This window comes from Devosia sp., from assembly GCF_034675085.1.
Lineage (GTDB): Bacteria > Pseudomonadota > Alphaproteobacteria > Rhizobiales > Devosiaceae > Devosia.
The window spans coordinates 1-1,866 of record NZ_JAUCDN010000456.1; the positions used below are offsets into that span (position 1 = coordinate 1).

Consider the following 1,866-nt stretch of genomic DNA (forward strand, 5'->3'; position numbering starts at 1 on the left):
GCGGCTTCCGCCCCGATTGGTAGACGAATAGAAGAGGCGAAAGCCGCTTCCCACGATCGGGTTTTCTGCGCACGCCTCGAGCGGCCCCCTTTTGGGGTTTGACGCTTCGGAGCCGCCGTCGGCGCGGACGCGAACGTCCTTGCGGGGGCGGTCCGGCTCTGGCCGGTTGTCGGCATCCACGCATCGGCCCAGGCGACCCCGAACCCCCCGTTCTCCCTGCCCGGCGCTTCGTCGGCACCGCGTGTCATCGGCAGGAATGGGGAAAGGATAAGGGGGCCGGCAGGGAGCGGGGATAAGTTTTGTTTGGGTGCGAGAGGGTGCCCCCAACACCGCCGCTGCCACCGGGCTTGACCCGGTGGCCATTGCCCGCTTGTGCCGAGGGGGAGAGTGGCCCGCGGATCAGGTCCGTGGGCAGCGCCGGCGGGTGGGGTATGAATCCAAGAGGCCGGCGAAAAAGAAAAAGCCCCGGCCGCGACATATGTCGGGGACCGGGGCTTGAACTTGGTGCCCAGAAGAAGACTCGAACTTCCACGCCTTGCGGCACACGGACCTGAACCGTGCGCGTCTACCAATTCCGCCATCTGGGCAGGCGGGGGTGTAACTAGGGGGCGCGCCGCCCGATGTCAACACGCTTTGTGCGCGCACTCACCAATTGGCCCCATCCCAATGCTTGATTTTGTCCCGATCGATGGCCGGAGCGTCCTCCAGGCAGTTGATATTGATCATCACCAGCGCATTGCCCTTGCCGTCGCTGCCGCGGGCGAAGGACTCAATGCCGCAGGTCTTGCAGAAGAGATGGTCGATGGCCCCGGTGTTGAAATGATAGGGCGTGAGATTGTCCGCCCCGCTTTCGAGCACGAAATCGGCCGCCGGCAGCGACTGCATCACCCAGCCCAGGCGCCGGCAGCGCGAGCAGTTGCAATCGCCGGGCGAATCAAGCGCGGTCGTGGCTGAAAAACGCACGGCGCCGCAATGGCATTGGCCGTGATAGGTCTGGCTTTCCGCAGACATGGTCTTTATCTCCCATAAGTCCGAACAAATCCAGAACGATTTTGCCGCCGTGTCAAGCGGATTCTCCTGCCGGCATGGGCCCGGCCCTCGACAGCGCCGCCGGCCATGGGCTAGAAGCGGGAACGATTTATGCCTAGCGCCGGAGCCCAAGATGGATCGCTTTGAACCCAAACTCGTCACCATTTTCGGTGGGGCGGGGTTTGTCGGCACCCCGATCGTGCAATTGCTGGCGCGGCGCGGCTATCGCATCCGCGTCGCCGGGCGCCGGCCCGACCTGGCCGGACACGTCAAGATGTATGGCAGCGTCGGCCAGGTGCAGCCCATCCAGGCCAATATCCGTAACCGCGCCTCGGTGGAGCGCGCCGTGGCGGGGGCCGATATCGTCATCAATCTCGCCGGCATCGGCTATGAGCGCGGCGCCCAGCGTTTCCAGGCCGTGCATGTGGCGGGAGCGGCCAATGTGGCCGCTGCGGCGCGGGCGGCGGGGGTGACCAGCCTGGTGCATATGTCGGCGCTGGGCGTCGAGGCGGCGGCCGGGGTCAGCGCCTATGCCGCCAGCAAGCTCCAGGGCGAGAAGGCGGTGCTGGACGCCTTTCCCGAGGCAGTGATCCTGCGGCCCTCCATCCTGTTCGGCCAGGGCGATATTTTCTTCAACCGCATGGCGGGGCTGGCGCGGCTTTTCCCGGTGCTGCCGCTGATTTCGGGCAAGACCCTTTTCCAGCCGGCCTATGTCGGCGACGTTGCCGAAGCCTTTGCCATCGCCGCCGAGGGCGGGGTCAAGACCGGGCGCATCTATGAGCTGGGCGGGCCGCAGGTGGAAACCCATCGCGAGCTGCTCAATCGCATCCAGCGCGA

General features: G+C 65.8%; 2 protein-coding genes and 1 tRNA gene. 1 reads left to right on the plus strand and 2 read right to left on the minus strand.

Annotation, left to right across the window (positions count from 1 at the left end; genetic code table 11):
• Positions 1–502: 502 nt before the first annotated feature.
• Positions 503–587 (minus strand) — tRNA-Leu (locus tag VDP82_RS17645).
• Between the two features lie 58 nt (positions 588–645).
• The gene (locus VDP82_RS17650) at positions 646–1,011 is read right to left on the minus strand and encodes a GFA family protein (protein WP_323016122.1); all 366 of its coding nucleotides are present in this window, start codon (positions 1,009–1,011) and stop codon (positions 646–648) included.
• 151 nt (positions 1,012–1,162) lie between these two features.
• On the opposite strand from VDP82_RS17650, the gene VDP82_RS17655 reads away from it, so the two are divergent.
• Positions 1,163–1,866: complex I NDUFA9 subunit family protein (locus tag VDP82_RS17655; protein ID WP_323016123.1), on the plus strand; the 704-nt coding region annotated here is incomplete at its 3' end.